Genomic DNA, 26,188 nt, shown 5'->3' on the forward strand with positions numbered 1-26,188 from the left:
AATGCCGGGCAGGAATTCGCGTTCCTAGCGCGTCGGTTGGAGACGATGCGTGCCGGTCTGGAGGAGGAACCATGCGCGAGCGCCTTATTGGCATCGACGCCGGTGGGACGATGACGAAAGTCGTTCTGTTTGACGTCCACGGAAATGAAGTCGCCAGCGAGCGGCGGGCCAATGTGATGTTGCTGCCGCACGAGGGCTGGACGGAGCGCGATGCGGATAGAATGTGGCGCGCAACGTGCGAGTGCGTCCGGACCTTGCTGGAGAAGACGGGTACCGATCCCGCGGACATAGTCGCCGTCACGCCTTCTGGCTATGGCGGCGGCGTCTATTTGGTTGACGATCGCGGAACTCCTGTTCGAAACGCGCTGGTGTCCACCGATACCCGATCTATTCCGCTAATTTCGCGATGGACGGCGACTGGTCGCGCGGCCGCGGTCTCCCGGCACATCCAGCAACAGATCTGGCCCGGTCAGACATTGCCGATCCTTGCATGGATACAGGAGAACGAGCCGGAGGTGTTGCGTCGCACGGCGCATGTCATGTCGTGCAAGGACTTCCTGCGCTTGCGCCTTTGCGGCGATATCTCGACCGACCCGACGGATGCCGGCTGCGCGGGCATCATCAATGTCTCGTGTTCCGAAATTTCGCGAGAAGCCTTCGAGGAGGCGGGCCTCACGTCATGGCTCGGCAAGCTGCCATCGATCGGTCCAGGGGTGGAGATCGTCGGTGGCATCAGCGACGAAGCTGCACGACAAACGGGCCTGCGTGCCGGCACGCCGGTCGTGCGAGGCGTATACGACGTTGTCGGCTGCTCGCTCGCTTCGGGCGTCGAGCACCCTGACCAGCTTGCAGCGGTCGCGGGGACGTTCAGCATTCACTCGACCGTTCACGGCAAGCCGTCGCTGAACCCGTTGCCGACGATCCAGACGCCTTATCCGGTTGGAGGCCAGATACTGGCAACCACGGCGACGCCGACCTCCGCGAGCAATCTGGAATGGATGTGCAAGACCATGCTTTCGGCCGAGGCGCAGCGTGCGCTGCTCGAAGGCCGTAGCGTCTACGATATTTGCAACGATCTGGTCGCAGGCGCACTGGCGCGCGACAACAAAATTCTCTTCTTCCCCTTCCTTTATGATGGTCCTAACGGTGCGCCCGCGGGGTTTCTCGGGTTGAGGGCGGGCGTTTCGCTCGCCGATATCGTGCGGGCGGTCTACGAGGGGGTGGTTTTCGCTCATCGTTATGACATGTCCTATCTGCTCAACGGCGCGGATGCCGCAGACCCCAAGGTAATCCGTCTCGCCGGCGGCCCGTCGCGAAGCGCTGTCTGGGCGCAGATGTTCGCCGATGGTCTCGGTCTTCCCATCGAGATCGCCAACGGAACCGAGTTTGGGGCTAAGGGCGCTGCCATCTGCGCTTCCGTGGCAACTGGTATCCATGCCGATATTCCGGCGGCGATCGCAGCCATGGTTCGCATCGATCAGCGGTTCGAGCCGGATCCGGTGCGGGCGAACGTGTTGACCGCGAAGTACAACATCTACCGCAACGCCATCGACGTCATTGCCCCCCTCTGGTCGCAAACCCAGGTCCAGGATGCTCAGCATGAAATCAGCCGGTCCAGGCCGGCGCTTGCTGTTGTCTGACGTGCCGCTCATGAGCCATCGATGTTTTATGGAAGGTATTGCGACGCATGCTTGAACTGAGGAACGTCACCAAGACGGTCGGTGCGGTCGAGCACGTACGCGATGTCTCGCTGACGCTTCAGCACGGCTCGCTCAACGTCCTGCTCGGGCCGACGCTCTCCGGCAAGACCAGCCTGATGCGGCTGATGGCAGGTCTCGATGTGCCGACCTCCGGCTCGGTCTGGTTCGATGGCCAGGATGTCACCGGTGTGCCGGTGCAGAAGCGCAAGATCGCCATGGTCTACCAGCAGTTCATCAACTATCCGGCGATGACCGTCTATGAGAACATCGCTTCGCCGCTCCGGGTGGCCGGCGGGGAGCAAGGCAAGATCGACAGCCAGGTGCGCGAGGCCGCGGCGCTGCTGAAGCTGACGCCCTATCTCGACCGCACGCCGCTCAGCCTGTCGGGCGGCCAGCAGCAGCGCACCGCGCTGGCGCGCGCCATCGTCAAGAATGCCAGCCTGGTGCTGCTCGACGAGCCGCTCGCCAATCTCGACTACAAATTGCGCGAGGAGTTGCGGGCCGAACTGCCGAGGATCTTCGCCGCCGCCGGCACCATCTTCGTCTACGCCACGACAGAGCCGCACGAGGCGCTGCTGCTCGGCGGCAATACGGCAACGCTGTCGGAAGGCCGCATCACGCAGTTCGGACCGACCATCGACGTCTTCCGCAAGCCGGTCGACCTGGTGACGGCCAGGACCTTCGCCGATCCGCCGCTCAACACCATCGTGCTGGCCAAGAAGGGCGTCGACTTCCTGCTCGAAGGCGGGGTGAAGCTGCCGGTGCCGCCCGAACTCGTCGGCATCGCCGACGGCAACTACACGATCGGCTTCCAACCGCACCATCTGTCGCTCGATCGTCCCAACGCCGGCGCCGTGCCTGTGCGGGCCAAGGTGACCATCACCGAGATCACCGGGTCGGAGAGTTTCATCCATCTCGATTTTGCCGACGTGCGCTGGGTCATGCTGACCCACGGCATCAGGGATTTCGAGACCGACGAAGTGGTCGAGGTGTTCATCGATCCGCGTCACATCATGGTCTTCGACGAGCACGGCCGCGCCGTGACCGCGCCGAAGCTGGCGGCTTGAGGAGGGCGATATGGCGCGCATCGACGTCAACCATGTCAGGCATTCCTACCTGCCGAACCCGCAGAAGGATGCCGATTTCGCGCTCAGGGAAGTGCACCACACATTCGAGGATGGCGGCGCCTATGCGCTGCTCGGGCCCTCGGGCTGCGGCAAGACCACGCTGCTCAACATCATTTCGGGACTGCTGCATCCCTCGCACGGCCAGTTGCTGTTCAACGGCAGGGACGTCACCAATCTGTCGACGCAGGAACGCAACATCGCGCAGGTGTTCCAGTTTCCGGTCATCTACGACACCATGACCGTCTACGACAATCTGGCCTTCCCGCTTCGCAACCGCGGCGTGCCGGAGGTCGATGTCGACCGCAAGGTGCGCGAGACGCTGGAGATGATCGACCTGGCGTCCTGGGCCAAGAAGAAGGCGAGAGGCCTGACCGCCGACCAGAAGCAGAAAATCTCGCTCGGCCGCGGCCTGGTGCGCTCCGACGTCAACGCCATCCTGTTCGACGAGCCATTGACCGTCATCGACCCGCATATGAAGTGGGTGCTGCGCTCGCAATTGAAGCAGCTTCACCGCCGCTTCGGCTATACCATGGTCTACGTCACCCATGACCAGACCGAGGCGCTGACCTTCGCCGACCAGGTCGTCGTCATGTATGATGGCGGCATCGTGCAGATCGGCACGCCGGCGGAACTGTTCGAGCGGCCGCGTCATACCTTTGTCGGTTATTTCATCGGCTCGCCGGGCATGAACGTCATGCCGGTGGCGATCGACGGCAGGACGGCGACGCTTGGCTCGCAGCGGATCGACCTGCCGGGCGCGCCCAAAGCCGCCGGCGCTGTCGAACTCGGCATCCGCCCCGAATATGTGCGGCTCGGCCGTGACGGCATGGCCGTCTCGATCAGCAAGGTCGAGGATCTCGGCCGCCACAAGGTGGTTCGCGCCAAGCTGGAGGGGCGCGACATCGCGGCCGTCATCGGCGAGGACGAGACCGTGCCAGCCGAACCGAAGGTGCGGTTCGATCCGGCCGGCATCAACATCTATGCCGATTCCTGGCGTGTCGAGATGGGGGCATAGATGGACAAGACCTGGAACAACAAGGCCTGGTTCCTCGTGCTGCCGGTGCTGGTGCTGGTGGCATTCTCGGCCGTCATCCCGCTGATGACGGTGGTCAACTATTCGGTGCAGGACACGTTCGGCAACAATGTCTTCTTCTGGGCCGGCACCGAATGGTTCGAGGAACTGCTGTCGTCCAGCCGCTTCTGGGAGGCGATGGTCCGCAACCTGATCTTTTCCTTCATCATCCTGGCGATCGAGGTGCCGCTCGGCATCTTCATCGCGCTCAACATGCCGAAGAAGGGCTGGGGCGTGCCGGTCTGCCTGGTGCTGATGGCACTGCCACTGCTGATCCCGTGGAACGTCGTCGGCACCATCTGGCAGGTGTTCGGACGCAACGACATCGGGCTGATGGGCTACTACGTCAACGCGCTCGGCATCGACTACAACTATGGACAGGATCCGTTCGACGCTTGGGTCACCGTCATCGTCATGGATGTCTGGCACTGGACCAGCCTCGTCGTGCTGCTCTGCTATGCCGGACTGGTCTCGATCCCCGATGCCTTCTACCAGGCGGCCAAGATCGACGGGGCCTCGCGCTGGGCGGTGTTCCGCTACATCCAGCTGCCGAAGATGCAGCGCGTGCTTTTGATCGCCGTGCTGCTGCGCTTCATGGACAGTTTCATGATCTACACCGAACCCTTCGTCGTCACCGGCGGCGGGCCGGGCAGTTCGACGACCTTCCTGTCGATCGATCTCGTCAAGACGGCGCTCGGCCAGTTCGACCTTGGCCCGGCCGCGGCCATGTCGCTCGTCTACTTCCTCATCATCCTGTTGTTGTCATGGGTGTTCTACACCGTGATGACCAACTACGACGCGGAGCGCTGAGATGAGCGGCGCCAATGAACGAACGACGAGGCAGGACAGAGTGAGTGAAACGACGGCTTCGGAAGGGCTTGCCAGCGCAATGTCGCAGGACCAGATAGCGCGGCTGATGCGCCGGCGCGGTGAGGAATCGCGCTGGTGGTGGATCGTGCCGACGCTCTACATCATCGTACTTTTGCTGCCGATCTACTGGCTCATCAATATGAGCTTCAAGACCAATGCCGAGATCGTCTCGTCGCTGACGCTCTACCCGCACGCGCCGACGCTCGCCAACTACGTCACCATCTTCACCGATGCGTCCTGGTACTCCGGCTACATCAATTCGATCACCTATGTGGTCATGAACATGGTGATTTCGGTATCGGTGGCGCTGCCGGCGGCCTATGCCTTCTCGCGCTACCGATTCCTTGGCGACAAACATCTGTTCTTCTGGCTGCTGACCAACCGCATGGCGCCGCCGGCGGTGTTCGCACTGCCGTTCTTCCAACTCTACTCGGCCTTCGGGCTGATCGACACGCATATCGCTGTGGCGCTGGCGCACTGCCTGTTCAACGTGCCCTTGGCGGTGTGGATCCTCGAGGGCTTCATGTCGGGCGTGCCGAAGGAAATCGACGAGACCGCCTATATCGACGGCTATTCCTTCCCGCGCTTCTTCGTAAAGATCTTCATGCCGCTGATCGCCAGCGGCATCGGTGTGGCCTGCTTCTTCTGCTTCATGTTCTCGTGGGTCGAATTGCTGATCGCACGCACGCTGACGACCACCGACGCCAAGCCGATCGCCGCCACCATGACGCGCACCGTTTCGGCCGCGGGCATGGATTGGGGCCTGCTCGCCGCCGCCGGCGTGCTGACGTTGATCCCCGGCGCGCTCGTCATCTGGTTCGTGCGAAATTATATCGCCAAGGGCTTTGCCCTGGGGAGGGTGTGATCATGAACCTAGACCTCTCCTGGATGGCGTGGACGTGGCCGACGGCGGCCTTCTTCGCGACCGTCCTGCTGTTGCTGTGCGGCATGGCGGCGTGGGAATACGCCTCGCCGGGCGGCAATCCCCGCGTCGGTATCCTGCGCTTCGAGACGACGCGCGGCGATCGTCTTTTCCTGTCGCTGCTTGGCAGCGCCTTTATTCATCTCGCTTGGCTGGGTCTCGTTGGATCCAACCTGTGGTGGGCTCTCGCTCTCTCCGTGGTCTACGCCATTGGCGTGTTCCGCTACGTATAGAGGGGGAAACTGTTGGAGCGGCAGCGTGCCGGCGACCGCTCCAGATCGCACTAGAAACCTAAAACAGTGGAGGAAACACATGCGACGGCAATTTTTAACATCAACAACGGCCCTTGTCCTGTTGCTCGGCGTGGGCAATGCCTATGCCGGGATGGATGAGGCAAAAGCCTTTCTGGACAAAGAGATAGGCCCGCTCTCGACGCTCGACCGCGCCGGCCAGGAAGCCGAGATGCAGTGGTTCATCGATGCAGCCAAGCCTTTCGCCGGCATGGACATCAAGGTGGTTTCCGAAACCATCGCCACGCATGAGTATGAATCGCAGGTGCTGGCCCCGGCCTTTACCGCCATCACCGGCATCAAGGTCACGCATGATCTGCTGCAGGAAGGCGACGTCGTCGAAAAGATCCAGACCCAGATGCAGACCGGCCAGAACCTCTATGACGGCTGGGTCAACGATTCCGACCTGATCGGCACCCACTGGCGCTACCAGCAGGTGCGCAATTTGACCGACTGGATGGCCGGCGACGGCAAGGACGTCACCAACCCAAACCTTGATCTCAAGGATTTTGTCGGCACCTCGTTCACGACGGCTCCGGACAAGAAGCTCTACCAACTGCCTGACCAGCAGTTCGCGAACGTCTACTGGTTCCGTTACGACTGGTTCAACGACGAGAAGAACAAGGCCGACTTCAAGGCCAAGTACGGCTACGAGCTCGGCGTCCCGGTCAACTGGTCGGCCTATGAGGACATCGCCGAATTCTTCACCGGCCGCGAGATCGACGGCAAGAAGGTCTATGGCCACATGGACTACGGCAAGAAGGATCCGTCGCTTGGCTGGCGGTTCACCGATGCCTGGCTGTCGATGGCCGGCAATGGCGACAAGGGCCTGCCGAACGGCCTGCCGGTCGACGAATGGGGCATCAAGGTCGACGAGAAGTCGCGGCCGGTCGGCTCCTGCACGGCGCGCGGCGGCGACACCAATGGTCCGGCAGCCGTCTATTCGATCCAGAAGTACCTCGACTGGCTAAAAGCCTATGCGCCGCAGGAAGCGCAGGGCATGACCTTCTCTGAAGCGGGTCCTGTTCCGGCGCAGGGGAACATCGCCCAGCAGATATTCATGTATACGGCGTTCACCGCCGGAATGGTCAAGCCCGGCCTGCCGGTGATGAACGATGACGGCACGCCGAAATGGCGTTACGCACCGTCGCCGCATGGCGTCTACTGGAAGGACGGCATGAAGCTCGGCTATCAGGACGTCGGTTCCTGGACGCTGATGAAGTCGACGCCGACCGACCGCGCCAAGGCCGCCTGGCTTTACGCGCAGTTCGTCACCTCGAAGACCGTCGATGTGAAGAAGAGCCATGTCGGCCTGACCTTCATTCGCGACTCCACCATCCATGACAAGAGCTTCACCGAACGCGCGCCCAAGCTCGGCGGTCTGATCGAGTTCTACCGCTCGCCGGCCCGCGTTCAGTGGTCGCCGACCGGCACCAACGTGCCGGACTATCCGAAGCTGGCGCAGCTCTGGTGGCAGGCGATCGGTGACGCCTCGTCGGGCGCCAAGACGGCGCAGGAAGCGATGGACTCGCTCTGCGGCGAGCAGGAAAAGGTCATGAGCCGCATCGAGAAGTCGGGCGTCCAGGGCGATATCGGCCCGAAGATGGCCGAAGAGCATGACCTTGCTTACTGGAACGCCGACGCGGTCAAGAAGGGCAATCTCGCGCCTCAGCTCAAGATCGAGAACGAGAAGGAAAAGCCGATCACCATCAACTATGACGAGCTGGTGAAGAGCTGGCAGAAGTAACCGTGGGCGCAAGCTGAAACTGATCAACCCATGGAGAACGCCCGGAGCAGCACTCCGGGCGTTCCTCGTTGATCAAGGATAAGGCAATGCGAATGAAATAATTTTCAAGATGGCATCTAAAAAATGAATGAATCGGAATGTCGATCCGGTCAGCAAGGCTGACTACGTTGAAATGATTGATAATTTTGTATACGTGAAGCCAGAAAAATATTTACAAATCGTCCAAGTTTGGTATCAATCTTGGCAAGGGTCGCTATTGACTCGCAATCGCCCGGCGCCAGCGCCGCATGATGGCGATCGCAACAACAGACAACGGATGGGATGGGCACGGACATGGCACTTGTATCGATGGGGCCGATGCTGAAGCGGGCACAGGCGGCCGGCTATGGCATCGCCGCCTTCAACATGATCGACTACAACAGTGCGCGATCTATCGTCGAGGGTGCCGCCGACATGAAGGCGCCGATGATCGTTCAGGTCTCGGTCAAGACCATCAGGCATTGGGGCTTCAAGCCGATCGCGACATGGGTGCGGATGCTGGCGGAAGCCGTAGAGGTGCCGGTAGCTCTTCATCTCGACCATTGCAGCGACGGCGATGTCATAAGGCGGTGCATCGACGCGGGTTGGACATCCGTGATGTTTGACGGCTCGTCGTTGCCGTTCGTGGAAAACAAGGCACGTTCGGAAGAGATCTATCGGCTGACCGAGGCGGCCGGTGTCGGGCTAGAGGCCGAGATCGGCGCGATCGGCGGCGTCGAGGACGACAAGTTTGTCGCCGAGGATTCGGCCATCTTGGCAGACTATGACGAATGCCTCGAATTCGTGAAGAACATGCCAAACCTTGCCGTTTTCGCGCCCGCCATCGGCACTGCGCATGGCTTCTACAAGGGGCAGCCAAAGATCGCCTATGCCCTGCTGGAGAAAATTACCGCCGCGGTCGCCATTCCCATCGCCCTGCATGGCGGCACGGGCCTCAGCCAGGAGCAATTCGACCGATGCATTGCCGGAGGCTGTGCAAAGGTCAACATCTCCACCATGCACAAGCATCGCTTCATCGATGGTTTCGTCGCCGTCCGGCAGGACAAGCCCAAGCTTGAGGAGCCGCTGCCCTTCATCATCGGCCAGTATGATGCCATGAAAAAGGATGTGACGGACATGATCGTCGCCTTCGGTTCGGCGGGCAAGGCGGCGCATGCGGCAGGCGCGGAGGCCTGAGCGATGATGCAGGCGCTCATTTTCGATTGCGACGGCGTGCTCGTCGATACCGAGCGGGACGGCCACCGCGTCGCTTTCAATCAGGCTTTCGCCCAGCTTGGCATCGATTGCGTCTGGAGTATCGAGCGCTACGGCGAATTGCTGGCGACCGCTGGCGGCAAGGAGCGTATGCGCCGGCATTTCGACGAGACGCAATGGCCGCCAAATTATCCGGACCGCCAAGCTTTGATCGCTCTCATCCACGGTCTGAAGACAGATATCTTCATGGCCTTGATCAGGACTGGAGAACTCCCCCTGAGACCGGGCGTGCGCCGGATCGTCGATGAGGCCATTGCCGAAAACGTCACGCTTGCCGTTTGTTCCACCTCCGACGAAAAAGCGGTGCAGTCCGTGGTGGACGTCATGCTCGGACCGCAACGGTCCGGAAAAATATCCGTTTTCGCTGGCGACGCGGTCGGGGCAAAGAAGCCCGCGCCCGACATCTATGATCTCGCCGCCAAAACACTCGGTCTTTCGCCGGCGCACTGCATGGTGATCGAAGACAGCAACAATGGGCTGCGGGCGGCCAAGGCGGCCGGCATGAAGTGCATCGTCACCATTTCGTCCTACACCAGCGAAGAGGATTTTACGCTCGCCGACAGGGTTGTCGCCGACCTCGATGCCGGCGTCGACATTCCGGCATGCCGCGCGATCGTCGACGCATCCGCTCAGGCGGTTCTATAGATATCAGGGCGTCATGAGGTCCACCGGTTCAGGCCGCGCTGTTGCCGCCGTGCCGGTAACGCTTTTCAAGGGCGGTGCCGGTTGTCCGCAGACTCTCGGCCGTCTTTTCTCCCATGCGGAACAGTGTGCCGACGTAAAGCAGGTCGATCAAGAACAACTGGCTGATCCTGCCTTCGAGAAAGTCGCCGTGCAGTGGCACGAGTTGCGGGCTCGCCCCCCAAGTCGTCAGTGAAACGTTGGCGGCCTTCGCTACGTCCGAGGCGGCATTGCTGGTAATGGCGATCGTCGTCGCCTTCTTTTCGCGGGCGAGGAGCAACGCGCCGGTGACCGTTTCCGTCGTTCCGGTGTGTGACACGCCAATCATCACGTCGTCGGGCTGAAGTGTCGCTGCCACGATCGTTTGCGTGTAGCCGTCGCGGTAGCTGGTCGCGTCGAAGCCTGCCTTCATGAAGAGGTGAGCCGCTTCGTCGCAGATGGCGGCAGCGCCGCCAACGCCGACGAAGACTATTTTGCGTGCCTTGCGCAGGGCTTCGACAGCGAGTTCAAGGCGTTGTGCGTCGAGCATGCGATGCGTGCCTTCGAGGCCCGAAATCAAGAGAGACGCGAGCTTACCGCTGGTCACGATCAGGGAATCGCTGTCGTCGATCTCGAGGGGAATGTTGACGAAAGATCGGCGGCTGCGTGCGCCCTCCGCGAGAGACAGCTTCATATCCGGGTAGCCCTCGTAGCCGAGAGCGCGGCTGACGCGGCTGATGGTGGCTTCGCTGACACCCAGATTCCGGCCCAACTCGGTGATCGAAGAGTCCAATCGCTTGCCGGCATTGTTGCGCAGGAAATCGGCAACGATCCGTTCGGACTTGCGCAGTGTGCCGTAACGCTCCTGTATCCGCTCGAGAAGATCGCTTTGCTGAAGATCCGAAAGCTGGCGAGGCTCTGTCATGCAGGACGTCCATTCCCGAAATGTGCCGCCATCGCGACAGCGTACCTCGACACTAGCATTTCCGGTAGAAGAATAAAAGTTTTCACCCGCTAAGTTCAGGCTTTTCCGATTGGATGCGAGGCCGCCGCCGGGAGGTCGGTGGACGAGATCTCTTGCAGCTCGGAAGAGCGTGCCGGCTGCCGCTTGGACTCTTCGTATTTCGGCCTGAAAATAATTTTCTGAAAATAAAAAATTGTGACGGCAGAGGCGCGGTGTCAGCAGGAAACTGCCGGAGTGAAATCTCCGGCTTTTGCGGCGCTCTCACCTTTGTTCCTTTAAAACAATTCGTTAAGAGGGGCTCCTGGATCGATTGACGCGTCGTTTCGAATTTTCAGATCGGAGATTTTGTGAAGAAAATTTTCTCGACAGGTCTATTCCTGGATGCTAGAGAGATTTCCACAATGAACAAGCGGACAAATTCGGGGAGAAAAGAATCCATGTCAGCCCAGTCCAGAAAGGCTAATGCCCCATCGCGGGAGCTTTTGGAAAAACTTTTCAAAACGGCCTTTAAGATCCGCGTCTTCGAAACGGAGGGCATCAAGCTTTACCGTCAGGGCCTGATCCGCGGCTACTTCCACCCCTATCTGGGGCAGGAAGGCATTGCGACGGGTGTCTGTGCGGCCTTGCGAGACGGCGACTACATTGCATCGACCCATCGCGGCCACGGTCACTGCATCGCCTGGGGCGCCAGCATCAACAAGATGGTCGCCGAACTGCTCCAAAAAGACACCGGCTATTGCCGCGGTTACGGCGGCTCCATGCACATCGCCGATATCAAGGCCGGCAACCTCGGCGCCAACGGCATCGTCGGCGCCGGAACGCCGCTCGGCGTCGGAGCGGCGCTCGCCGCGCAGATCAAGGGTTCTGATGCCGTCACCGTCACCTTCACCACGGATGGTGCGGCGAACAACGGCACCTTCTTGGAATCGCTCAATCTCGCGGCGATCTGGAACCTCGCCTTCGTACTGGTCGTCGAGAACAATCAGTACGCGGTTTCAACCAGGATCGAGGAATCGACCCGCGACGTCGATCTCTACAAGCGTGGCCTCGCCATTGGCGTGGAGAGCCATCAGGTCGACGGCAACGATCCGCTCGCCGTCTACAACATGACGAAGGAAGCGGTCGAGAAATGCCGGCGCGGCGAAGGCCCGATCCTTATCGAGGCAAAGACCTACCGCCACATGGGGCACCATGTGAACGATCCCGGCAAGTACATGCCGGCCGACCGCCTTGCCTATTACAAAGAGCGCGATCCTGTGGATCGGGCGCGCAACGCGCTGATCGAAATGTCGGGCATCGATCAGTCCGAAATCGAAGCGATCGAGAGCGAGATCAGGCAGGAGTTCGAGAACGCGATCGAATTTTCGAAGGCGAGCGGTGAAGTGACGATCGCGGATTTCCGCGAATTCGCCGCCGCTTACTGAGTTTCCCGGGAGAGAGAACCATAATGGCCAGAGAAATCATGTATCGCGACGCCCTTCGCGAGGCGATCGACGAGGAAATGGGGCGCGACAGCTCGGTGTTCATCATCGGCGAGGGGATCGCCGAGCGCGGCGGCTCCTACAAGGTGACGGAAGGGCTGCTCGAAAAATATGGCTCGAAGCGTGTCCGTGACACGCCGATCGCCGAGGCCGGCATGATCGGCGTCGGTGTCGGTGCCGCGATCGCGGGTGCCCGCCCGATCGTGGAAATCCTTTATGTCGACTTCGCCATGCTCGGCATGGACATGCTCGTCAACCAGGCGGCGAAGTTCCGGCTGATGACCGGCGGCGACGGCCGCGTGCCTTTCGTCATGCGCACCCAGGGCGGCACGGGCGGCGGCGTGGCCGCGCAGCATTCGCAGAGCCTTGAGGCCCTGTTCTACCACATTCCCGGTCTCCAGGTCGTCATGCCGTCGGTGCCTTCCGATGCCAAGGGGCTGCTGAAATATGCGTTGCGGCAGCAGGACCCGGTCATTTTCCTTGAGCACAAGCACCTCTACATGACCAAGGGCCTCGTGCCCGACGGCGAGCATGTCATCGAGTTTGGCAAGGGCGACATCAAGCGCCCGGGCAAGGACGTGACCATCATCGCCTGGTCAAACATGATCCCACGCGCGCTGGAAGCAGCCGCCAAGCTGGCCGAGGAGGGAATTGACGCCGAGGTCTTCGATCCGCGCACGCTGGTGCCGCTCGACAGGGAAATGATCCTTGCTTCGGTTGCCAAGACCAACCGGGCTGTCATCGTCCAGGAAGCCGTCCGCCGAGGCGGCGTCGCCTCCGACATCGCTTCCATCATCCAGGAGGAAGCCTTCTACCACCTCGATGCGCCAATCGAGATCGTGGCTGGCCTCAATATTCCCGTTCCGTTCAACCTCGAGCTCGAAAAGGCCAGCGTTCCCCAGGTTGACGACATCATCGCCGCCGCCCGCCGCACCCTTCATGCCAAGCCTTTCGCGCTTGCCGCTGAATGAGTGCGGATCCCCGGACAGGACAGGAAAACGACGATGTCTATGAATGTGTTGGAAAAACTTGCCGCAACCAATCCGGATTGCGAAATCTGGTGGGATTCCTCGCCGCTGGTCTACCCGGGATGGAAAGCATCGCTTCTGAAAGATGCGCCGGCTGAAAAGCGGGCCGACTGGGAAGCCCAGCTGACGCGCCTGTTCGATGCGGACCACGCACTGGCGACCGGTCAGATGGGGTTTCGCGGGGTCACTACAAATCCGCCGCTGTCGCTGCAGGCGATCCAGTCCGACCCGGCATTCTGGGCGGATGAAATCCGCAAGCTCGCCACGGCCTGCGGCTCGGACGACATCGAGCATATCTACTGGGCCATCTATCTTGAGGTGGTTCGCCGTGGTGCCGCGATGATCAGCAAGGTCTACGACGTATCTGGCGGAAAGTATGGGCTGGTTTCCGGGCAGGTCGATCCGCGGTTCGTCATGGACCGGGAGCGCATGCTCGAACAGGGGCTGCAGCTTGCCGAAATCGCCCCCAACGTCATGGTCAAGATTCCCGGGTCGAAAGAAGGCTACGAGGTCATCGAGGAACTGACGGCGCGGGGTATCTCCACCAACAACACGACCTCCTTCACCGTGCCGCAATATGTTGCCTGCATGGATGCGGTTTCGCGGGGTCTGGAGCGAGCCAGGGCGAAGGGGGTGGACCTGTCGAAATGGCGGTCGGTCATCACCCACATGTCGGCTCGGCTCGGCAATGTCGGCGATCTCAAGGCCCAGGCGGACGCCCGCGGCATTGCGCTGTCGGCGGAGGACATCCTTCATGGCGAGCTTGCCGTTCTGAAGCGGGCCTATCGTTACGGCAAGGACCGCGGACATCCCAGCAAGATGCTGCAATGCTCCATGCGTGTAACGGACAGCGGTCCCGGCGGGATGGCGTCGAGCTGGCACATCGCCAAGCTTGCCGGAGGCGATTTCGTCTACACGTGCCCACCGGGCTATATCGCGCAACTGATGCACGCCGAAGACAGGCTTCCCGATTTCGATCCGCGCGCCATCGACGAGGACGCGCCGGCCGAGACGATCGAGAAGCTGCTGCGCATCCCATATTTCCGGCAGGCCTACGAGTTCGACGGCATGCGCGCGGAAGAGTTTTCGCAGTTCGCCGCATTCGCAACGACAGCGGGGGAATTCGCCGCCGCGACCCGCAAAACCGTCGATTTCGTCGCCCGGTCGGTCGAATCCGTCCGGCGCCGGGTTGCCTGAGAAAAGAAAGCAAACGTCATGGCACGTCCCATTCTCATGCCGCAGGTCGGACAGGATCTGACCGAAGGCAAGATAACCGCGCTGAACGTGAAGGTCGGCGACAAGGTCAAGAAAGGCGATATCGTAGCCGAGGTGGAATCGGAAAAGGCCGTGTTCGAGGTGGAAGCTTTCGAAACCGGAACAGTCCTCGAAATCCGCTACAATGTCGGTGACATGGCAATCGTCCTCGAACCGATAATCATGGTCGGCGAGGAAGGGGAGATCCTCGAAACGGTCTCCACCGTCGGCTTTGCGGGTGAGGATGCCGAGGCGATCGTCAGCAGGGCTGCCCCCGAGCAAGCCACCCGCGAAGTCGAAACCGCGTTCCTCAAAACCGGAACCGGCGGCTCCTCGCCGCTGGCCCGGCGTCTGGCTGCCCTGGCAGGCGTCGACATCGCCGCCGTCAAGGGAAGCGGTTCCCGCGGCGCCGTCGTCAAGCGCGATATCGAAAACTATCAGCGCGGCAAGCCCGGCGTTTCTTCCGTTGTTGCCTTCACTGGCGGCGCGGCCGCCAGCTCCGGTGGCGCCTTGCCGATCCGCACGCTGCAGGCTGGAACGGGCGATCCGGTTCTGCTGATCCACGGTTTTGGCGCCGAACTCTCGGCCTGGCGGCCGTTCGTCGCCCATCTCGGACTGACAAACCCGATCCTGGCGCTCGACCTGCCCGCCCACGGCGCGTCCGCAGCCTTGCCGGCAACCGATTTCGAGAGCCTGACCGCCTCTGTTCGCTCGGCCCTTTGCGGCGAACGCATCGAGAGGCTTCATCTTGTGGGCCACTCGCTTGGGGCGGCGGTGGCGGCAAATATCGCGGGCGGCGGCGACCTCGATATCCGCTCTCTCTCCTTGCTATCGCCGGCTGGCCTCGGCCCCAAGATCAACGGCGATTTTGTCGCCGGTTTCCTGTCGTCGTCGAGCGAGGCAGCATTGAAGATCTGGCTGGAGCTGTTAGTTCACGATCCGGCTTCTCTCCCAGGGGTGCTCGTCCGGGCCACGCTTGCGGCACGCGAAGGCACCCCCTTGGCCAGCAATCAAGCCCGTCTTGCATCCGGTGTCTTTTCCGCAAACACCCAGCTCTTCTCGATCCGCGAGGCGCTTCAGAGGTTTGCCGGTCCGTCGCGCGTGATCGTCGGGCGCGAGGACCAGATCATCCCGGCCGAGCAATCAGATGCGGTGCCGGCGCATGTCGGCCTGTACCGCCTTGCCAATATCGGCCATCTGCCGCAACTCGAGGCCGCGCGCCTGGTCGGGCGGCTGGTCGCTGAAAACGTTCGAAGTGCCGGTTGAGCCGGCACTCAGGCCGCACCACGCGTCCGCCAGGACGCGTGGTGACCGCTGAAATGAAAATCGCGCGCCAGTCCAGAAGTTCTGACCATTTTGCGTGAAAGGGCAGGTGGATGCCAGCCTATGATCTGATTATCATCGGTGCTGGCCCGGGCGGCTATGTCGCCGCGATCCGCGCCGCTCAACTCGGCCTACGCACGGCCGTGGTCGAACGACAACACCTCGGTGGCATTTGCCTGAACTGGGGTTGCATCCCGACGAAGTCGCTGCTGCATTCCGCCGAGGTCGTCCTTGGCCAGACCCTGGCGCCGCAGTTCGGCGTCGAGCCTGGTGAACAGGCCGTCAGCCTGTCGAAGATGGTCGAGCGGTCCCGCAGCGTTGCCGGTCAATTGAACGCCGGCGTCCAGTTTCTTCTGCGCAAGAACAAGATCGATATCATCTGGGGCCAGGCGGAACTGGCCGGCCACGGGCATGTGCGCGTCAAGCCAACCGCGGGAGAACCGCCCAAGGGCACGTTGCCGGCCGGTGACTACGAGGCAGCTGACATCATCGTGGCGACGGGCGCGCGCGAGCGCGCGTTGCCGGGAATAGAACCCGACGGTCAGCGTATCTGGTCCTATCATCATGCCATGACCGCACGCGAGCGACCGGCGTCGCTGATCGTCATCGGCGGTGGCGCCATCGGCGTCGAGTTCGCTTCCTTCTACGCGGCGCTGGGAACGAAGGTGACGCTTGTCGAGAGCATGCCGCGCATCCTGCCGCTCGAGGACGCGGAGATTGCCGATCTGATGGCCAAGGCCCTGAAGAAGAAGGGTGTCGAGGTCGTCTGCGGCGGCGGCGTGACGAAGGTTGTTGCGGGTATGGCTGGACTTGCCGCCGAAATCGGGCAGGCCGGCGGTGGGGTTCGCACAGTGGAAGCCGAGCGGCTGCTGTCGGCTGCCGGTGTCGTTGCCAACATCGAGGGGCTTGGATTGGAGCGCCTCGGGGTCGAGCTTTCGAATGGCACGATCCGGATCGACGCGAACGGGCGTACCAATGTCGCGGGCATCCATGCAATCGGCGATGTGGCAGGCCCGCCCATGCTGGCGCACAAGGCAGAGCATGAAGGCGTGTTATGCGTCGAGGCGATCGCTGGGAAAAGCGTGCATTCGGCGTTGGGGGCGGTGCCGTCCTGCGTCTACGCCCATCCGCAGATCGCATCTATCGGCCTCACCGAGGAGGCGGCCAGCGCGGTTGGACGGCCGGTCGAAATCGGTCGTTTCAGCCTGCGCGGCAATGGCAAGGCGGTGACGCTCGGCGAAACCGACGGCATGGTCAAGGTCATTTTCGATGGGGCGAGCCGGAAAGTCGTCGGTGCGCATATGATCGGGCCTTCGGTGAGCGAACTCATCGCGGTTTTCTCGCTAGCGATGACGCTGGGGGCCACGCGCGAGCAGCTCATAACGGCTATTTTTCCACATCCCACGATTTCCGAGGCTATGCATGAGGCTATTCTCGCCTCCGACGGGCGCGCCATTCATGCATAGGGACCGAGGGCAATGAACGGACCGCAAGATCACTCCAGAGGCACCGTCATTTTCGATCTCGACGGCACGCTCGTCGACAGCATACCCGATCTTGCTGGCTCGCTCGACAGCCTCATGGCCGACAAGGGGCTGGAGGCCATCGGGATTGTGGCGGCAAGGAAACTGATCGGCCATGGTATTCCCAATCTGGTGCGCGGTGCGCTGGCGCTGCGTGGCGTCGATTGGGACGGGCAGGGCGCTGCCGATATCAAGCGCTTCACCGACATCTACGCGCAGCGCGTATCGCGGGAGACGCGGCCCTATGCGGATGTCGAGCAGACCCTCTCGCTTCTGGCGCAGGACGGGTGGCGCATGGCGGTCTGCACCAACAAGATGGAGCGGTACGCCAAGACGATCATCCGGGATCTTGGCCTTGATGTCTTTTTTTCAATCATTGCCGGCCCCGACACGTTCGGCTTCGGTAAGCCCGATCCACGTCATCTCCTGGAAACCGCGAGAGCCGTGGGGGCCGACGGTCCGGTGATCTTCGTCGGCGATTCCGAGGTCGACATCGCCACGGCCAAGGCAGCCGGCGTTCCCATCGTCGCAGTCAGCTACGGTTATTCAAAAGCCCCACTCGCCTCGCTTTTACCGGATGCGCTGGTCGATCGCTTCGCCGATCTTCCAGCTGGCCTGAACCGCATCCTGGCTCAGTCTGTCCCGGATCAAGGGCAAGCGAAGCCAAAACGCAACTGAAGACGGATGACGGCATAGGCGGCCCACGCCCCCTAGCCGAGGAGGAACATCATGGCATTGCGATTGTCGCTCAACACGAACCCGCTTATCAACCGCTTTGCCGAGGTGGACGATCTGGTCGATACGCTGGCCGAACGCATCCGCATCGGCCATATCCAACTGACGCCGGAGTTCATCAATCCGTCCTGGCCGGCCGCGACCATCGCCAAGCGGGTGCGCCAGTTTCGCAACGCACTCGACCGCACCGGGGTCAAGGTCACATCGGTGATGACCAGCACCTACGGCCGCCTCAATCATTTCGGCCATCCCGATGCAGATATCCGGCGCTACTACCTCGACTGGTTCCGCACGCTGGCCGACATTTCCGGCGAACTCGGCGCCGAAGGCATGGGCACCCAGTTCGCCGTCTTCACCCAGAAGGACTACAACGATCCAGTCCGACGCGAGGCGCTGATCGACATTGTCATCGACTGCTGGCGCGACGTGGCCGAGCACGCGAAGGCGGCCGGACTGTCCTATATTTTTTGGGAACCGATGTCGGTCGGTCGCGAATTCGGTCACACGATCGCCGAATGCCGCTCCTTCGACATGCGCCTGGCCAAGGCAAAGCTACCGCTGCCGTTCAAGATGATCGTCGATGTCGATCATGGCGACGTCACTTCCAGCAATCCCGACGATGTGGATCCCTATGCCTGGGCCGCGGCCTTTCCACGCGAATCGCCCATCATCCACGTGAAGCAATCGTCGATGAACAAGGGTGGCCATTGGCCCTTCACAGCCGAGCACAACAAGGACGGCCGCATCCAACCGGAAAAGCTTATCAGGACCGTGGAGGCCGCCGGCGGCACCGACAACGAGATCTGCATGGAGCTGTCTTTTCGCGAGCGCGAACCCACCGACAGCAACGTCGTCGACATGATCCGCGAATCCGTCGCCTATTGGGAGCCCCATATCGACACCGGCTTCAATCGCTAGAGCATCGGCCCCGAGTTGGGAACCGGGTCCGGGAAGACCAGTATTCAGAGAAAGAGGCGGGGGCCTATTCGAAAGAATCCTCCGCGAGCGCGGCTTGGCCGCCGGAAGGAATAGAGGATGACTGCATCAAGTCTCTGGGTCGGCACCAGCTGGAAGATGAACAAGACGCTTGCCGAGGCGATGGCCTTCGCGGACGGTCTGGCCGCCGCCGATGCCGGCAGGCACGAGCGGGTCCAGCGCTTCATCATTCCGCCGTTCACGGCCATGCGTCAGGTCAAGGAAAGGCTGGCTGGCACCAGCGTGAAGGTTGGTGCGCAGAACATGCACTGGGATGACGGCGGCGCCTGGACGGGCGAAATCTCGCCGTTGATGCTCAAGGACTGCAATCTCGATCTCGTCGAGATCGGGCACAGCGAGCGGCGCGAGTTCTTCAATGAGACGGATAGGGCGGTTGGCCTCAAGACGGCAGCCGCAGTCCGCCATCGGCTGGTGCCACTCATCTGCATTGGCGAGACACTGGCTCAGCGGGAGGCCGGGGAAGCCGATGCCGTGCTTCGTCGGCAGGTTGAAGCGGCCTTGTCGCAGCTCTCAGAAGATGAGAAGGCGGCCACGATTCTCATCGCCTACGAGCCGGTCTGGGCCATCGGCGTCAACGGAATTCCCGCAACGATTGACTATGCCAACGCACGGCATGAGAAAATCGCGGCCGTTGCCAAAGCGGCCCTCGGGGTCGCGGTCCCAATACTCTATGGCGGCAGCGTCAATCCACAGAACTGCGCGGAACTCGTGAGTCAGCCTGCCATAGATGGCCTGTTCATCGGCCGGTCGGCTTGGACGGTCACAGGCTATCTCGACATTCTGCAGCGGGTCGCCGCCTCTCTGTAGATGAACCCAACATGACGACATGCCCCAGCTTGCCAAGTTGCAAGCCGGAAGCTCACGGTCTGGCATCAGGAAACACCACCATGATCTCTCGCGAACAGCACGACCGGATGGCAAATGCGATCCGCTTTCTTTCCATGGATGCGATCGAAAAGGCCAATTCCGGGCATCCCGGCCTGCCGATGGGCGCGGCGGATGTGGCCACGGTGCTGTTCTCCCGTTACCTGAAGGTCGATCCGAAGACGCCGCTGTGGCCCGACCGGGACCGTTTCGTCCTTTCGGCCGGCCATGGTTCGATGCTCCTTTACTCGCTCCTCTATCTCACGGGATATGAGGACATGAGCATCGATGATCTCAGGCAGTTCCGCCAGCTTGGTTCCAAGACGGCCGGTCACCCGGAATACGGCCATGCCACCGGCATAGAGACAACCACCGGCCCGCTCGGCCAGGGGCTTGCCAATGCGGTCGGCATGGCGATTGCCGAGCGCAGGCTGCGTGAGGAGTTTGGGAGCGAACTGCAGGATCACTTCACCTATGTGCTGTGCGGCGACGGCTGCCTGATGGAAGGCATCAGCCAGGAGGCGATTGCGCTTGCCGGACATCTGAAGTTGAACAGGCTGGTGCTGTTCTGGGACGACAACAGGATCACGATCGACGGCGCCGTGAGCTTGGCGGATTCGACCGACCAGATCATGCGTTTCGAGGCGGTCCACTGGAACACCATCGAAATCGACGGCCATGATCCTGATGCGATCGCAGCTGCCATCGAAGCCGCGCAGAAATCCGACAGCCCCACCTTCATCGCATGCAGGACCGTCATCGGTTTCGGTGCACCCAACAAGGCTGGCACCCACAAGGTGCATGGTTCGCCGCTCGGGGCGGAGGAAATCGCCGCCACCCGCAAGGCGCTTCACTGGGAAGCCGAGGCCTTCGCGGTGCCGGCCGACATTCTCGACGACTGGCGCAGAGCCGGCAGCCGCTCCGTCGAGCAGAGAAAGGCCTGGGAAGGCCGTCTGGCGGCGGCCGCGGCTGAATCCGAATTCACCCGCCGCTTCGCCGGCGCGCTGCCTTTGGACCTGGATGCGTCGATCGCGGCTTACAAGAGGACGCTTGCCGAGAAGCCCCCCCTCATCGCCACCCGCAAGGCGTCCGAGGACGTGCTTGAGGTCATCAACGGTGTGCTGCCCGAAATGCTCGGCGGTTCGGCGGATCTGACGCCGTCCAACAACACCAAGACCAGCCAGATGGCCTCGCTCACGCCGACGGACTTCTCCGGCCGCTACGTCCATTGGGGAGTTCGCGAGCACGGCATGGCCGCCGCCATGAACGGCATCGCGTTGCATGGCGGCCTGATTCCCTACTCCGGCGGCTTCATGATCTTCTCGGATTATTGCCGCCCGTCGATCCGCCTGGCCGCCCTGATGGGCATTCGCGTCATCCACGTCCTGACGCATGATTCGATCGGTGTCGGCGAAGACGGCCCGACGCACGAGCCCGTCGAACACATGGCGGCGTTGCGCGCCATTCCCGACTTGCTGATGTTCCGGCCGGCCGATGCCATCGAGACGGCGGAATGCTGGCAGATGGCGCTCAAGCAGCAGCGCCGCCCCTCCGGCCTGGCGTTGAGCCGCCAGAACCTTTCGCCCGTGCGCCTGACACATGAGGCGCAAAACCTTTGTGCGCTCGGCGCCTACGAGCTGATCGCGGCCGACGAGGCGAAGGTATCAATCTTCGCATCCGGCTCCGAGGTCGAGCTTGCGGTCAAGGCCGCCGCCGATCTCACGGACAAGGGCATCGCCGCGCGTGTCGTCTCTGTCCCCTGCTTCGAATTGTTCACCGAACAGCCGGCCGCCTATCGCGCGTCTGTCATCGGCAATACGCCGGTCAACATCGCCGTCGAGGCCGCCATTCGTCAAGGCTGGGATTGCTTCATTGGCCGGGATGGCGATTTCGTCGGGATGCAGTCCTTTGGCGCATCCGGCCCCGGCAAGGATCTGTTCCGGCATTTCGGCATAACCGCCGAAGCGATCGTCGCTATCGCGCTGAGGAAGTTGCCCCCCGCGAGATAAGACCGAGGCGGGCCCGTCATGTCCCGGAACCATGCCTGCGGAGTGGTGCTGTCGAACTGCGAATGGAATCGCGGCGAGGTCCGCGCGGTTTTCAGGCAACCGTTTGATTTACTTGCCGGAACGGCCGCGTCTGCGGCAGTTGCACAAGCTCGTGGGGATGTGTGGCTGACGAGGCATCCAATTTGGCTGGGGTTCCTGGAAGCTTTTCGAACTTTCTGGGTAGCGCCTCAGCTCGAATTGCGGGTGCTTATCGACAAAGTGGGATAGTAGATTCGGTGTTTGGATAGGTCTGAAGGCACCGATTTCTGGGACGTGCGCCGGATAGCGTGTCAGCACGAACTTACAACTATGCAACATTTTGAACGGCAGCTTTGCGCCTCATATCGGTCGTTGCGGACTGTTGTGCAGGGTCCCAAAAGCAGACGAATCCCCTGGGCCGAGAGCCAATGCATACTTTGTTTTCCGCCAATCGGCATCCAACTAAGGCATCACCCACGAAAGCTGTCGAAATTGATGGGTTTGGAGAATCCGACATTCACGTGTCCACGAAGACCATCTTCTTGGACCCCTTAGTGTCTGGCTCTCCTAAGCGAATTTCTGCGTGAACGCCTCGTCTCTCTTGCAACATTACCTGCGGCAATTTTCGTTGTCCGATGGAATAATCGCGCTTCCAGGATGTCCACATGGGTGGAAATCACTCCACGCATGGAAGGACATATCGATGAAACATGCTTCCGTTTTCCTCGCATTCGCCGGCGTCGGTTTCTTTCTTGCAGCCGGCCCGGCGTTCGCGCATGCCCATCTCAAGAGCGTCACGCCCGCCGACAAGGCGCTCATATCGACCTCGCCGATGGCGCTGACGCTCGACTTTACAGAGGGACTGAATCTAGCTTTTTCCGGTGCCAATCTGCAGGACGCTTCGGGTTCGCAGGTTTCGTCGGGCAAGGCGCAGCTGTCGAACGAAGACGAAACCCTCACCATTCCTCTGCAATCGGCGATCAGGCCTGGCGACTATACGGTCAAATGGCACATTCTTTCCAACGACGGTCACAAGAGCGACGGCAGCTACAGCTTCACGGTCAAGCCTTGATCGATCCGCAAGGGCTTTGGATTTTGGGTCGTGCCGTTATTGACACCACCCTCATGTTGCTCTGGGGGTGTTGGGGGTTGTTTTCGGCCGCTACGCCGCCACCCTTATGCGCCCTCCTGGTGCGGCGCTTTTCAGGGGTCTCCGCAATTTGCACAATGATGGTGGCGGGAAGCGTCCTGGTCGTCCTTCCGGCGCAGATTGCTGTCGTGACCGATGATTGGCGCGCGACCGTTGACCCGCAGACGTTGTGGTCGTTTCTCACGCTGACAACCAGTGGACGGGCATGGGATATACTCGCCGCAGGTTCGTTACTGCTTGGACTGGCCCGTTGGCTCATGCCACGTCGCCATGCTCTCGGGGCGGTTTTGGCCGGCGGTTCCTTGGCGAGCCTTTCCCTGACAGGGCACGCAGCAATGAGGACGGGCTTTGAGCGCACTCTTCATACCGGCATCGAAATCGTCCATGTTCTTTCCGCCGGAGCATGGTTTGGCGGTCTTGTTGGCTTTGTATTTGTCATGCGGGCGGCACGCGACGTTGCTCATCGTCCTCAAGCATTGGTCGCTTTGTCCCGATTCTCCAGGCTCGGCCACGTTGCCGTCGCACTGGCGATCTTGAGCGGCGTGGCCAATAGCTTGCTCATCCTCAGTCATTTGCCGACAGATTGGCGGTCGCCCTATCAGGCAAGGCTCCTCATCAAGATCGGACTTGTCGCGATCATGGCGCTCGCGGCCATCGTCAATCGCTATATCTTCGTTCCCCTCTTGCGCAGAAAGCGCAGCGAGGCAGAAACCGCGTTGTTGGCCGGCGCTGCCTTCGAACTCCTGCTTGGCGCCGTAGTTATCGCGCTCGTTGCCGCATTCGGAACCATGGACCCGACTTGATCCCGTTCCTCAGGCTTCCGAAACGGGAATCTCCGATTGTGTTGTCGAATAGATTGCTCATCCTGAAGGACAATGTCCTTCGGAGTATCACAGGGCATGCGTCGCTAAAGCTATCTGATTGCGCGAAAGGCGCAATAACCGCCGACCAAGACGGAAAGCTGCCCGGCGGCCTGCCTGGATTCCAGATGACGGCATCCAAGGCCGCCGATGTCGTTTCTCATCTCAATATCGTATGCCGCCGCGACCCGGCACGGCATCGCCAAGAAAATTTCAGTTCGCCCGGAATAATCCGCCCTCGCCGGTGTCTACGCTTCTGAACTCTTCGAGAGAGATCAGGAGATAACAATGACCGCCTTTTTTCGCAGTACCAGCATTCTGGTGACCACATCGCTGCTCACCGTCGTCTCGGTGTGGGCCTTTGCCCAGGATGTGCCTGCCCACCATGAAACGGTTTCCGGCACAACGGACGAAGCACCGTTTCTGCAGGAAAACGATGCAGTCATGGCGAAAATGATGAACGACATGGCGGTCAAGCCGACAGGCGATGTCAATCGCGATTTCGTCGAGATGATGCTCCCGCATCACCAGGGAGCGATCGACATGGCCGTCGTCTACCTGCGCTACGGCAATAACGAGCAACTCAAGCGGATCGCGCAAGAAATCATTGTCGACCAGCAACAGGAGATCGCGGCCATGCGCATGGCGCTGGGCGATCCGCTTCCTGCCTCCAACGCGGCGCCGACGCAGGTCGATCCCAACGATGCGAAGACAACACAGAGCCCTCACGAAGAGACGTCATCAAAGGCTCCGGCCATGCAGATGATGATGCTGCCCGCCAACTGAAAAGGACCAAGACATGAGAACCAACCTGAAGATCCTTGCTCTTCTGGCAAGCACCATGATTGCCCCCGTGGCAGCTTTTGCCGGCCAGGCGCCCGGCCTTGCCTCCGCCCCCGACATTCCGATCAGCCACAAGGACCGCGTCTATGCGGCCGAGCAGTTCTCCAACACGGTTTCTGTCTCCGACCCGGTCGACAACAGACTCCTCGGCGTCATCAAGCTCGGCGATCCACAGCCCGGCAACCTGAGCCCCCTCTACAAGGGCCAGGTCCTCGTCCACGGCATGGGTTTCTCTCCGGATCACAAGACGCTTGCGATCGTGTCGATCGGCTCCAATTCTGTGACTTTCATCGACACGGCAACCAATGCCGTGAAGCACACGACCTATGTCGGCCGGTCCCCGCATGAGGCCTTTTTTACGCCCGACGGCAAGGAAGTCTGGGTGACGGTCCGCGGCGAAGACTATATCTCCGTGATCGACGCGAGCACTTTCGAAGAAAAGACCCGCATCAAGGTCGCTCCTGGCCCCGGCATGCAGATATTCTCGCCGAACGGCAAATACGGTTATATCTGCTCTTCCTTTAATCCGGATGTCGCCGTCGTCACTGTCGCAGACCATCAGATCGTCGGCCATGTGAAGCAGGTTAGCCCCTTCTGCCCGAACATTGCCGCCTCCGCCGACGGCAAGCAGGTTTGGTTCACGTTGAAGGATGTCGGTAAGACGCAGGTCTTCAATGCCCAAGCGCCCTTTGACCTCATCAAGACCATCGATACCGGACCGATCACCAACCACGTCAATCTCGTCGTCAACAAAAACGGCAGTTTTGCCTACGTGACCGTCGGTGGCCTGAACGAAGTGAAGGTGTATCGCACGGATAGTTTCGAGCAGGTCGCGACCATCCCGGTCGGTAACCTGCCGCACGGTATCTGGCCTTCGGGCGATGGCACGCGAGTGTATGTCGGCCTCGAGAATGCCGACCAGTTCGCCGCCATTGATACGTTGACCAACAAGGTTATCGCCAACATCCCGATCGGCCAAGCGCCGCAGGCGGTCGCCTACGTCCCGAACGCGGTTCCCGAAGGAGATGGGATGCAGAACCTCGTGCCGCTTGGCGGGGCGGGAGACGCCGCTCACCTGAAGCTTGCGGCCAAGGGTGACAAGGACAAGCAGCAGTCGACGAGCGTCACGCTCTTCAATCAGGGGCTGACGCAGGTTCTGCAGGCTGCCGTCGCTGGCCTCGTTCCGAAGATGCCTTACGTGCTTGCGCTTTCCGACAAGCCCGATGGCACCGGTCAGCTCCAGGGCCTGGCAGCATTCATGACCAATCCCGCCGGTTCGGCTATTGTTAACGCGGTCGGTCCGATCCGACAGATCGTCGAAGCCAAGCACAAGGACGAGAAGCGCTATCTCGTCGTTGCCACCACCTCTGCCGATGGCAAACCCGGTAAGATTGTTCAGGTTCAGGCAGAGTAAGTGAAAATGGCCCGCCTCGGTCGAGGCGGGCCAACCACGGGACGC

The 26,188-nt window shown here is 61.2% G+C and carries 23 protein-coding genes; 22 read left to right on the forward strand and 1 reads right to left on the reverse strand.

Features of this window, described 5'->3' with window-relative positions:
* Positions 1–71 precede the first annotated feature (71 nt).
* From ACLGL5_RS15460 to ACLGL5_RS15500, 9 genes are all read left to right on the forward strand, one after another.
* A complete protein-coding gene (locus ACLGL5_RS15460) occupies positions 72–1,640 on the forward strand; it encodes an FGGY-family carbohydrate kinase (protein ID WP_069091455.1) in 1,569 nt (522 codons plus the stop codon).
* A 47-nt stretch (positions 1,641–1,687) separates the two neighbouring features.
* Positions 1,688–2,767, forward strand: a complete 1,080-nt coding sequence (locus ACLGL5_RS15465) for an ABC transporter ATP-binding protein (RefSeq protein WP_069091456.1) — start codon at positions 1,688–1,690, stop codon at positions 2,765–2,767.
* A 10-nt stretch (positions 2,768–2,777) separates the two neighbouring features.
* Positions 2,778–3,842, forward strand: coding sequence for an ABC transporter ATP-binding protein (locus ACLGL5_RS15470; RefSeq protein WP_069091457.1), 1,065 nt, complete (start codon positions 2,778–2,780; stop codon positions 3,840–3,842).
* Positions 3,843–4,709, forward strand: coding sequence for a carbohydrate ABC transporter permease (locus tag ACLGL5_RS15475; RefSeq protein ID WP_069091458.1), 867 nt, complete (start codon positions 3,843–3,845; stop codon positions 4,707–4,709).
* Position 4,710: 1 nt separating this feature from the next.
* Complete coding sequence (locus tag ACLGL5_RS15480; protein WP_069091459.1) at positions 4,711–5,634, forward strand: carbohydrate ABC transporter permease; 924 nt, start codon at positions 4,711–4,713, stop codon at positions 5,632–5,634.
* 2 nt (positions 5,635–5,636) lie between these two features.
* The gene (locus ACLGL5_RS15485; protein WP_038652733.1) at positions 5,637–5,924 is read left to right on the forward strand and encodes a DUF2160 domain-containing protein; all 288 of its coding nucleotides are present in this window, start codon (positions 5,637–5,639) and stop codon (positions 5,922–5,924) included.
* A gap of 79 nt (positions 5,925–6,003) precedes the next feature.
* Positions 6,004–7,728, forward strand: a complete 1,725-nt coding sequence (locus ACLGL5_RS15490; RefSeq protein ID WP_069091460.1) for an ABC transporter substrate-binding protein — start codon at positions 6,004–6,006, stop codon at positions 7,726–7,728.
* Between the two features lie 333 nt (positions 7,729–8,061).
* A complete protein-coding gene (locus ACLGL5_RS15495; protein WP_069093329.1) occupies positions 8,062–8,943 on the forward strand; it encodes a class II fructose-bisphosphate aldolase in 882 nt (293 codons plus the stop codon).
* A gap of 3 nt (positions 8,944–8,946) precedes the next feature.
* Positions 8,947–9,666 (forward strand): HAD-IA family hydrolase, encoded by a 720-nt coding sequence (locus ACLGL5_RS15500; protein ID WP_069091461.1) that lies wholly within the window; start codon positions 8,947–8,949, stop codon positions 9,664–9,666.
* A gap of 28 nt (positions 9,667–9,694) precedes the next feature.
* On the opposite strand, the gene ACLGL5_RS15505 is transcribed toward ACLGL5_RS15500, so the two are convergent.
* Complete coding sequence (locus tag ACLGL5_RS15505) at positions 9,695–10,606, reverse strand: MurR/RpiR family transcriptional regulator (RefSeq protein ID WP_069091462.1); 912 nt, start codon at positions 10,604–10,606, stop codon at positions 9,695–9,697.
* A gap of 521 nt (positions 10,607–11,127) precedes the next feature.
* On the opposite strand from ACLGL5_RS15505, the gene ACLGL5_RS15510 reads away from it, so the two are divergent.
* The 13 genes from ACLGL5_RS15510 (at position 11,128) to ACLGL5_RS15570 (ending at position 26,143) form a co-directional block, all read left to right on the forward strand.
* A complete protein-coding gene (locus ACLGL5_RS15510; RefSeq protein ID WP_171903266.1) occupies positions 11,128–12,069 on the forward strand; it encodes a thiamine pyrophosphate-dependent dehydrogenase E1 component subunit alpha in 942 nt (313 codons plus the stop codon).
* Between the two features lie 23 nt (positions 12,070–12,092).
* Entirely contained in the window at positions 12,093–13,097 is a 1,005-nt protein-coding gene (locus ACLGL5_RS15515; protein WP_069091464.1) for an alpha-ketoacid dehydrogenase subunit beta, read from the forward strand.
* A gap of 33 nt (positions 13,098–13,130) precedes the next feature.
* Positions 13,131–14,351 (forward strand): transaldolase family protein, encoded by a 1,221-nt coding sequence (locus tag ACLGL5_RS15520; protein WP_083246640.1) that lies wholly within the window; start codon positions 13,131–13,133, stop codon positions 14,349–14,351.
* 18 nt (positions 14,352–14,369) lie between these two features.
* On the forward strand, positions 14,370–15,674 hold the full coding sequence (locus tag ACLGL5_RS15525; RefSeq protein ID WP_083246641.1) for an acetoin dehydrogenase dihydrolipoyllysine-residue acetyltransferase subunit: 1,305 nt from the start codon (positions 14,370–14,372) through the stop codon (positions 15,672–15,674).
* Positions 15,675–15,784: 110 nt separating this feature from the next.
* Positions 15,785–17,197 (forward strand): dihydrolipoyl dehydrogenase, encoded by a 1,413-nt coding sequence (lpdA, locus tag ACLGL5_RS15530; RefSeq protein WP_069091467.1) that lies wholly within the window; start codon positions 15,785–15,787, stop codon positions 17,195–17,197.
* A 12-nt stretch (positions 17,198–17,209) separates the two neighbouring features.
* On the forward strand, positions 17,210–17,932 hold the full coding sequence (locus tag ACLGL5_RS15535; protein ID WP_069091468.1) for an HAD-IA family hydrolase: 723 nt from the start codon (positions 17,210–17,212) through the stop codon (positions 17,930–17,932).
* A gap of 51 nt (positions 17,933–17,983) precedes the next feature.
* Positions 17,984–18,907 (forward strand): sugar phosphate isomerase/epimerase family protein, encoded by a 924-nt coding sequence (locus tag ACLGL5_RS15540; protein ID WP_069091469.1) that lies wholly within the window; start codon positions 17,984–17,986, stop codon positions 18,905–18,907.
* Positions 18,908–19,024: 117 nt separating this feature from the next.
* Entirely contained in the window at positions 19,025–19,792 is a 768-nt protein-coding gene (locus ACLGL5_RS15545) for a triose-phosphate isomerase (protein ID WP_069091470.1), read from the forward strand.
* A gap of 80 nt (positions 19,793–19,872) precedes the next feature.
* A complete protein-coding gene (tkt, locus tag ACLGL5_RS15550) occupies positions 19,873–21,858 on the forward strand; it encodes a transketolase (RefSeq protein WP_069091471.1) in 1,986 nt (661 codons plus the stop codon).
* 721 nt (positions 21,859–22,579) lie between these two features.
* Positions 22,580–22,948 carry a copper homeostasis periplasmic binding protein CopC gene (gene copC / locus ACLGL5_RS15555; RefSeq protein ID WP_069091472.1) on the forward strand — a complete coding sequence of 123 codons (369 nt, stop codon included), beginning with the start codon at positions 22,580–22,582 and terminating at the stop codon, positions 22,946–22,948.
* Positions 22,945–23,829 (forward strand): copper homeostasis membrane protein CopD, encoded by an 885-nt coding sequence (gene copD / locus ACLGL5_RS15560; protein ID WP_171903267.1) that lies wholly within the window; start codon positions 22,945–22,947, stop codon positions 23,827–23,829. Before copC ends, copD begins: the two co-directional genes overlap by 4 nt.
* Before the next feature lie 345 nt (positions 23,830–24,174).
* On the forward strand, positions 24,175–24,672 hold the full coding sequence (locus ACLGL5_RS15565; RefSeq protein ID WP_083246644.1) for a DUF305 domain-containing protein: 498 nt from the start codon (positions 24,175–24,177) through the stop codon (positions 24,670–24,672).
* Between the two features lie 13 nt (positions 24,673–24,685).
* Positions 24,686–26,143, forward strand: coding sequence for a YncE family protein (locus ACLGL5_RS15570; protein WP_069091473.1), 1,458 nt, complete (start codon positions 24,686–24,688; stop codon positions 26,141–26,143).
* Positions 26,144–26,188 lie beyond the last annotated feature (45 nt).

Source organism: Mesorhizobium sp. U510 (assembly GCF_059180695.1).